This window comes from Acidaminobacter sp., assembly GCF_030247605.1.
Classification (GTDB): Bacteria; Bacillota; Clostridia; order Peptostreptococcales; family Acidaminobacteraceae; genus Acidaminobacter.
The window spans coordinates 1-8,934 of sequence record NZ_JAOTSB010000054.1 but is presented as its reverse complement, the minus strand read 5'-3'; the positions used below and the strand labels follow the sequence as shown (position 1 = coordinate 8,934).

General features: G+C 47.3%; 8 protein-coding genes. All 8 read right to left on the bottom strand.

Going from position 1 to position 8,934, the window contains the following annotated elements; genetic code table 11:
* Window positions 1-88: 88 nt before the first annotated feature.
* On the bottom strand, window positions 89-919 hold the full coding sequence (locus OEL90_RS14880; RefSeq protein ID WP_300689861.1) for a sugar-binding domain-containing protein: 831 nt from the start codon (window positions 917-919) through the stop codon (window positions 89-91).
* 175 nt (window positions 920-1,094) lie between these two features.
* Window positions 1,095-2,522: an RNA polymerase factor sigma-54 gene (gene rpoN / locus OEL90_RS14875; protein WP_300689858.1), complete on the bottom strand. Its 1,428-nt coding sequence runs from the start codon at window positions 2,520-2,522 to the stop codon at window positions 1,095-1,097.
* A 24-nt stretch (window positions 2,523-2,546) separates the two neighbouring features.
* Window positions 2,547-3,353 (bottom strand): selenium-dependent molybdenum cofactor biosynthesis protein YqeB, encoded by an 807-nt coding sequence (yqeB, locus tag OEL90_RS14870; RefSeq protein WP_300689855.1) that lies wholly within the window; start codon window positions 3,351-3,353, stop codon window positions 2,547-2,549.
* Complete coding sequence (locus tag OEL90_RS14865; RefSeq protein WP_300689853.1) at window positions 3,350-4,150, bottom strand: XdhC family protein; 801 nt, start codon at window positions 4,148-4,150, stop codon at window positions 3,350-3,352. The genes yqeB and OEL90_RS14865 overlap by 4 nt, the downstream gene beginning before the upstream one ends.
* A 244-nt stretch (window positions 4,151-4,394) precedes the next feature.
* Window positions 4,395-5,333 (bottom strand): ABC transporter permease, encoded by a 939-nt coding sequence (locus OEL90_RS14860; RefSeq protein WP_330583741.1) that lies wholly within the window; start codon window positions 5,331-5,333, stop codon window positions 4,395-4,397.
* Window positions 5,330-6,451: an ABC transporter permease gene (locus OEL90_RS14855; protein ID WP_291402590.1), complete on the bottom strand. Its 1,122-nt coding sequence runs from the start codon at window positions 6,449-6,451 to the stop codon at window positions 5,330-5,332. Before OEL90_RS14855 ends, OEL90_RS14860 begins: the two co-directional genes overlap by 4 nt.
* Window positions 6,435-7,988, bottom strand: coding sequence for an ABC transporter ATP-binding protein (locus OEL90_RS14850; protein ID WP_291402592.1), 1,554 nt, complete (start codon window positions 7,986-7,988; stop codon window positions 6,435-6,437). The genes OEL90_RS14855 and OEL90_RS14850 overlap by 17 nt, the downstream gene beginning before the upstream one ends.
* A gap of 80 nt (window positions 7,989-8,068) precedes the next feature.
* Window positions 8,069-8,878 (bottom strand): BMP family lipoprotein, encoded by an 810-nt coding sequence (locus OEL90_RS14845; RefSeq protein ID WP_300689850.1) that lies wholly within the window; start codon window positions 8,876-8,878, stop codon window positions 8,069-8,071.
* Window positions 8,879-8,934 lie beyond the last annotated feature (56 nt).

Below are 8,934 nucleotides of genomic sequence, written 5' to 3'. Positions count from 1 at the left end.
CTTTCACCCATTGGGTGAAAGAATGGTTTTGGCTTAACGATTATAAATACTTGCTTAAAGGGTTATATGAGTAGATTGCACGTAGAATCTAGGTGATACCAATTTCTTCTTGATTTAAACCACGACGATTAGCCATTGTTAAAGCATCACCAATACCAAATAAAAGTACGGTAATTTTTTCGATCAGCGACATTAACTCCCTGATTTCAGGTTCATTTTTTAGACTGCTGATAGTATCTCTGGAAAGTATATCCGGTGTGAACAAAAGTTTATACTGACATCCCAAACTGTTCGCAAAGCGCTCAACCAGGGTATTTGCCTGATATTCTGCGCGATTGCCAACTCCGCCGCGGGCAGGGAGAATCATGGCGTTCGGAAAAACTTCTTTTTCATGCCGGTAATTGTCAATAACACTTTGAACGGTTGTACCTCCGGTAATCCCAATGATACTGTCACTCTGAATCACTTTTTTAAGATAATGCGCTGCCGCCTTCCCAAGCTCTTTTTGGGCTGCAGCTTCATCTTGAGACTCCTGAGACGGTGCTAATATGACTTTTCTAATACCAAGCTTTTTTTCCAATAGCTGCGCCAACTCAATAAGACCTGAGCGGTTCTGAAAATACCTTTTCAGAAGTTCATAGATGTCGTACCCTTTTTTCGTCAGATACATGCCCTCAAGCGAAAAATCAACCAGACCCTGTTCTTTCAAAATCAAGGCTTCTTTTCGGGCAACACGTTCTGTCAAGCCCAGCTGAGTTGAAAGGTTTCTTCTCCCTATAGGCTGATGATCTTGAAGCAGACTCAGAATCCTGTAACGCGACGCTAATGCTTCCACCAGTTCCGGGGCAGCGCTTCTCAGCATGGCCGCAACTTCTGACAAACGCATCATTTCATCTTCGGAAGCGTGATTTGAAAACATAGACACCTCCAACTTCAATTTTGCGGGACTTAAAAAGTCCTCGCGCTCTTTTTTTGTCCCTATGTTATAAAAAAAATATCCACTCAACTTATTTTAACACATTGAGTGGATGATGCAACCCATATTCTGGTGATTATGTTTAGATTAATGTACTTTTAACAAAGTGGCTTAGATGTCAAAAACGCTTGCGCTTTGATGAGGACGGAATTAGAAGTTCATCTCTATATTTTGCGACGGTTCGCCTGGAAATTATAATCCCAATTTGATTAAGCTCTTCCATCAATTGTTGGTCACTAAGCGGCTTTTTTGGGTCTTCCCTATCCACCAGCTCTTTCATTATTTTTTTTATGGACTCAGAGGAGACACTCTCCCCCATCTCACTGGAGACACCGCTCTGAAAGAAATACTTGATCTCGTAGAGCCCATGAGGACACTGAATATACTTTCCGCTGACTGCCCGGCTGACTGTGGATTCATGAACGCCAATCCGCTCAGCTATATCTTTTAGCGTCAAGGTCTTCAAGTACATAGGACCTTTCTCGAAAAAATCCGATTGTACCTCCAAAATGGATTCAACCACTCTATAAATGGTGTTTCGGCGCTGTTCGATGCTCTTGATCAGTTTCATAGCCGAACTGAGTTTTTTACTTATATAATCCGAGGCAGCGCTTTGCTGATCACTTTCCAGAATACGCCTGTAAAAATCGTTGATATATAGCTTTGGCGCGGTCGAGTCGCTGACCAGGATCACGTATTCACCTTCATTTTTAGTGATCACGACATCCGGAACCACATATCTGGTCTCGTCATCAGAAGAAAACGCGCGCCCTGGTTTGGGCTCAAGGCCTCTTACCAGATCACAGGCGTTCTGAACTTTTTCAAGAGAAGCGCTCAAAGCTTTAGCTATGTTTTGAATCCTATTGTTGGCGAGATCATGAAGATAAAATTCTATGATTTCAGCTGCGAGTAGGTGCAGTTCACTCCCGTTAGCCAGCAATTGAATCTTAAGGCATTCTGCGAGGTTCCTGGCGCCGACGCCCAGTGGATCAAAGGTTTGGATAACTGCCAGGATCCGTTCATAGTCCTCCTGCGTAATTGGAAATTTAGCAAGCACCTCATCAGTCTGCAGATCCAGGTAACCGTTTTTGTCAATATTTTCAAGAAGGAACTGCGCCACTTCATAGTCTATGCCCTTTAGATCGCTCATACACAGTTGAAAGGCCAAGTGATCGTAAAGGCTTTCTTTTGCAGGCAGAAAACTTTCATAGGAAAACTCGTCGTCTCTGGCTTCGGTTGACACACTTGAACCCCGTTCTCTGCTCATGCCCTGAGAAACTTCTTTCCAGTTTATATTGTCCAGATCATTAATTTGAGCTTTTTCCTGAACCGGCTCGCTCAGGGGCACTGGAACTTCATTCACGGCAGGCAGCGGCGCCTCATCCTGGGATTGCAGCTGAAGCACCGGATTGGTCATCAACTCTTCCTGAATGAACTCTTTAAGCTCAACCGAATTATACTGAAGAATTTCAATGGCTTGCTTCAGCTCAGCGGTCATGATCAGTTTTTGGGTCTGGATCATATTGAGGTTCATGTTCATCTTCATTCTTATAGCAACTCCAGTCCTCTTTCAGATAACTCGTGCGAGATGCAAAACAGCTTCCAATACACCTCCGCCAATACTTCTGGCTTTGTCTGAGATTGTCAGGCAGTGATCTTCTTCAGCGCGGGGATCAACGTCAGCCACTTTAAAGCCTCTCGTCACACGCAGTCCGTCGCTGAGCTGCCCTCTTAATACGCCTGATATTGTTGCTATGGCTGGTTCTCCATCCACTTCCGCCACAGCCTGTCCTTCTTCTATACGCTCGCCAATTTGGGCAAGAGGTTTGTATATGCCATCCTTAGGCGCGCGAATGACGCGCTCGCCGGCAAAGCCACCAATCAAACCAGGGACAGCTGTATCCGGTTCAGGTATACCATTGTATAGGACGCGGCCGAGATAGTGGCCTCGCATGGTCTCAATGACCGCATGGACATCTTTTCCGGCTTCAAAACCCGGACCCAGCCCTATGACAATGGGCGCCATATCTATGGTTGTTCCAAGATTGCGCTTAGCAATGATAGCGTCGACAACCACGTCAAACCGCATCCTGCTCAGCCCCTCCAATCTTGGATCGACTACGACCGGCACCGCATTCATTGCCCAAACAGATTCGACATCAGGCCATTCTGTTCGAACGGCGCGTATGCCTTCTACAGTGGTTTCCCCATCAAAAACCGCTTGAGCAAAGGAAACCGTTCTTCGGATTACTGTTGGTTGGGCAATTTCAACCGCGACGACCTTGAAGCCGGATTCATGAAGCTTTGCAATGACACCGGTTGCAAGGTCTCCGGCGCCCCGTACCAATACGCGTAACTCCTCAATTCCAAGCTTCATCTCGGCCTCAGCTCCTTCATGGATTTTCCTGATGCCTCTTTCATGACCATAAGCACTTCAGCCAAAATACTGATGGCGATTTCTGGCGGTGTCTCTGCGCCAATATCAAGTCCAATTGGCGCGTAAACCCGCTCCAGAAGTGCCTCATCCACACCTTCCTGTCTTAAATGATCCAGAATGATGGTTACTTTGCGCCGGCTGCCTATGACGCCTATATAGGCGGCGTCAGAACGGATGACCTCTCTGAGCGCCTTTTCATCACTGTCTTTGGTCGCAATGATAATATACGTGTTCGAATCGACTCGTGCCAGCTTCATGGCCTCCGCCATGTCTTCATGGACATGAATCTCCCTGGCTTCAGGAAAGCGCACTGGGTTTCCAAAAGCAGCGCGGTCCTCAACTATGACGACGTCATAGCCCAGTTCAAGGGCAAATTTATACAAACTCATGTTCACATGTCCACCGCCTGCCAAAACCAGGCTTGGGCGCGTCACATGAACTTCGATAAACACCTTCAGTCCGCCGCCGCAGTGCATAGGCAGTCCATCCGGCGCATCACTGTTAAGAATCATCTCAACCATCTCAGACTTGCCGCTCTTGATAGCCTCCAGTGCGCGGTCAATCACTGTTTTCTCAGCTAAACCGCCACCAATGGTACCTATGATGCCTCCCTCTTCCAGGACTATCATCTTCCCGCTGTGGCGTGGTGTGGATCCCTTTGATTCAATAATTGTGGCCATAGCAAAGGGCACATTTGCTTTCACCAGTTCTGATGCACGTTCGTAAAGATCAAGCATGCGCTCACTCCTATCTTCGACACCGTACTTAATAGTGCCATGCAAATACTAAACCAGACATCGTGTGATTTTCAGCAGTACTCTTATTATACTCTTATTTTGCATCAAATTGAAGGCAAAAAGAAACCACGGACTTACATTGACGCTCTTCCATTTGCTTCAATGCCGATTTTCCAGCAACAAACAAAATGAAGGCGAAGACCCTAAGGTCCCCACCCCCATTATGACACTTCTAAGTTCACACTCAATGATGCGCTTTATCGTAAGGCTGTCCACTGGCTTTAGGTGCCACGGCTTTTCCGACAGCGCCAACGAGAACCAGAATGGTCGCGACGTATGGCAGCATTCTCAGGAACTCTGAAGGAATCCAGCCTATCCCCAGTGTGGAGGCTTGAATTTCAATAGCTTCAGCGAATCCAAAGAACAGGCAGGCAAGCAGCGCACCAATTGGATGCCACTTGCCAAAGATCATGGCGGCAAGGGCAATAAAGCCTTTGCCTGAAGTCATACCCTCACGGAACATATTGACTGCGCCAATAGAGAGTGATGCCCCAGCAAGACCGGCAAGCGCGCCGGAAATCATCACACAGATATACCTGATTTTATAAACATTGATACCCACTGTATCCGCTGCTTTTGGGTGTTCCCCTACCGCTCTGATTCTCAGCCCGAACGGCGTCTTAAACAGCACGAAGTACGCAAGGCCGACCACTATGAACGCCAAATAGACAAATGGATTCAGTCCGCTGAAAAAGCTTCCTAAAACCGGTATGTCATTAAGAAATTGCAGTGCTTCAGGACTTCTGGACAACCCGCCACGGATTGGATCGGTCTGTCCCGAACGGCCATAAATGACCTCAAGGAGATATGCCGCGAGACTTCCTGCCAGCAGGTTAATGGCAACGCCGGCAACGACCTGGTTCGCCCTGAGATGAATGGCCAGCACACCCAGAATCAGCGATGTCATCATGCCCATAGTCATAGCAACCAAAATAGCCACCCAAGGATTGGGAACATACCGGAAGGTTAAAATCGCGAAGAACGCGCCCATAATCATGATGCCTTCCAGCGCAATATTTACCACGCCTGAGCGCTCAGTGAAAACGCCGCCGATGGACGCGAATATTAGCGGTGTAGCCAGACGCAAGGTCGATGCGAGAATGGCCATAATAATGATCATCATTTCTCAGCCACCTCCGTCTTAGGGCCTTTCCGTCTGAATTTCTTCTTCAGATCCGGGAAGTACTGCAGTATTGCTTCACCGGCAATGAAGATGATAATGATGCCCTGAATAATTCCAACAACTTCCTTTGGAATTCCGGCGATCTGCATCTTGCGCTCACCGTTAGCCAGGATACCAAATAAGAGCGCGCTTGCAAGGACACCCAGCGGATGATTCTTGCCCACCAGAGCTACTGCTATGCCAGTAAAGCCATATCCTGCTGAAGCAGGCGCCTGGTCGATTTTGAAAGTCAGCCCGGAGACCAGAGTCGCGCCGGCCAGACCCGAAAGCATACCGGAAATAAACATGGCTTTGATGATATTTTTCGAGATTGAAATGCCGCCATATTCAGAGGCGAACGGATTTGAGCCAACTGAACGGATTTCGTAGCCCATGGTCGTTTTATAAAGCAGGAACCACATAACAAATGCCGCAGCTACTGCGATAAATATACCAGTGTGAAGACTTGAGCTTCCAAAGATAGGCATTAAATCCGACATATTGGACAATCTTGCATTTTCGCCGAGGATTACTGAATGCGCTTTTTGGACATCCCCTTGAAGGGTGGATGGGTTTAAAGAAGTCCGAATGAAAAAATTCGTTAAAAACAATGCAGTGTAGTTGAGCATAATGGTGACAATAACTTCATGAACGCCCAGTTTAGCCTTCAATACACCAGGGATCGCAGCCCAAAGACCGCCACCGAGGGCCCCTGCGGTCAGGATTATTGGAATCAACAAAGGTGCCGGGAGGTCTCGGAAGATGTAGCCGGCGGTAACTGTAAATAGTGTGCCTATGACAAACTGACCCTCAGCGCCAATATTGAACAGTCCGCAGCGAAATGCAAACGCAATGGACAACCCTGTAAAGATGAGGGGTGTCGTTTTTAATAAAGTCTCACCAATGCGGCTCATGCCGAACATGCTGCCGCTGATCAGCGCATAATAGGCCACGAAAGGATTATTGCCGGTCAAAATGATAAAGATGGAGCCAATCAGGAAAGCGAGAAAAATCGACAGCAGCGGAAATTTAAAATTGTCCCATAGCTGCGCCCAGCGGCTTTCAGTTGTTTTTTCCATGATCCCCCTCCTTATCCTCGGCTGTTTTGTTCAGGGAACCGCCCGCCATGAGTATGCCAAGTTCACGCTCTGTCGCCTTGCTGCCTTCAACGAGTCCGACTATGGCGCCATCATAGATGACAGCGATCCGGTCCGCGAGCGCCATAACTTCATCAAGTTCAAGAGAGACGAGCAGTACGGCTTTACCATGATCCCTTTGTTCCACGAGACGCTTATGAATAAATTCAATGGCGCCAACGTCCACACCCCGTGTCGGCTGTGATGCGATCAGCATCATTGGATCGCGCATGAGCTCTCGGGCGACGATCAGCTTTTGTTGGTTGCCGCCGGATAACGCGCTGGCAGCAACATTCTCACTAGGCGTTCTGACATCAAATTCAGCAATCAGTCCGCGGCTGTATTCGTGAATTTTAGGATAATTCATGATGCCATTTTTGCTGAAGGGCTCTTTTTTGTGACTGCCCAGAATTGAGTTTTCAGCCAGAGTATGAGACATGACGAGACCTCGCTTCTGCCGGTCTTCGGGAATGTGAGAGATGCCTTCTTCAATGATGTCTTTGGTGTGGGCTTTGAAAATATTATTGCCAGCAAATCTGATGCTTCCGGATTCAGGTTTTCTAAGTCCCGTCAGAACCTCGACCAATTCCGTCTGCCCATTGCCATCAACACCAGCTATGGCAAGAATCTCACCAGCCCGCACATTAAAGCTGCAGCCCTTGAGCACCGGAACTTTCCTATTGTTGTGGCATTTCAGATTTTCGACTTCGAGAAGAACCTCACCTGGCTCACGCGGCATTTTATCAACCTCAAGGTTAACCTTACGTCCAACCATCAGCTCAGCCAATTGGTCTACTGACGTATTTTCATTGACCAGGGTTTCAACGTTTTTTCCTCGCCTGATCACTGTGACCCGGTCACTCAATGCCATAACTTCCTTTAACTTGTGGGTAATCAAGATGATGGATTTGCCCTGATCTGTCAATCTGTGCATGATAATGCCCAGTTCCTCGATTTCCTGAGGCGTCAGAACCGCGGTTGGCTCGTCAAGGATCAGGATTTCGGCACCTCTGTACAGCGCTTTTAGAATCTCGACGCGTTGCTGCATCCCGACGGTGATATCATGGATCACAGCGTCCGGATCGACCTGTAAACCGTATAAATTGGATATTTCCCTAACATCCGCTCTGGCCTTTTCAATGTCTAGCCTGATGCCTTTTTTGGGTTCAGAGCCGAGGATGATATTTTCCGCAACAGTAAATGGCTCCACCAGCATGAAGTGCTGATGCACCATGCCTATCCCATAGCCGATGGCGACATTTGGATCTTTGATATCAACTTTTTTTCCATGAATATAAATTTCGCCGGAAGTCGGCGTATAAAGTCCGTATAACTGGTTCATTAAAGTCGTTTTACCCGCGCCGTTTTCTCCAAGAAGAACGTGGATTTCTCCCTGTTCCAGAGTGAAGTCGACTTCATCATTCGCAATGACATTAGGAAATTTTTTTGTTATTTTCTTCATTTCTACAACATGAGGCACTAGTGATCCCTCCAGTCTGCTCGATAAAAATTGAGTCGGATGTCGTAACATCCGACTCAGAAAGATTGCTTCTCTGGTTATTAGAGTGTTGGTGCAGTAAAGGCAGTGAATTCAGCTTCTGTTTGAGGTACTGTGAATTCGCCATTTTTGATGGCTTCCATGTACTTGTCTGCTTCAGCTTTAAGATCGTCAGTCAAGTTGCCGGCGTTGTCAGAGTAACCAATGCCGTTGTTGGAGATATCAAAAGTATGGATTGTGCCTGTGAAAGTGCCGTCCACAACTTCTTTAGTGACAGCATAAACGCTCTCGTCAACACGTTTGATCATGGAGCAGAGAACATTTGTTGGAGACAGCGCAGATTGGTCCTGGTCAACGCCAATTGCCCAGAAGCCTTGCTCCTCAGCAGCTTGAATCAAACCAACGCCTACGCCGCCAGCGGCGTGGAAGATGACGTCAGCGCCGGCTTGGTGCTGAACGATCGCTATTTCCTTGCCTTTTGCTGCGTCATCAAATGAGTCTGCATAGTTGACGAAGACTTCTGCATCAGGGTTGACTGCTTTGACACCGGCGCGGAAGCCGTATTCGAATTTCTCGATCAGAGGGAATTTCATACCGCCAATGAAACCAATTTTGTCAGTTTCAGTTTTGAGACCGGCAATGACACCCACGAGGAATGACCCCTCGTGCTCTGCAAAAGTAATGGATGCGACATTAGGCATCTCTACAACAGAGTCGACAAGCGCGAATTTTTGCTCTGGGAACTTTTCAGCTGCCTGCATCATAGCATCATTGAAAAGGAACCCGACACCAATAATAAGCTCTAGAACCAGTGTAACACAGGTCGCTAACTGGCGCAAAAAAGAAAAAAAGCGGCAATACAAGGTATTCACCCGTACTGCCGCTTAATGCATAAATCAAAGTTTCTTACAGTCTGAGTTCATAGTGA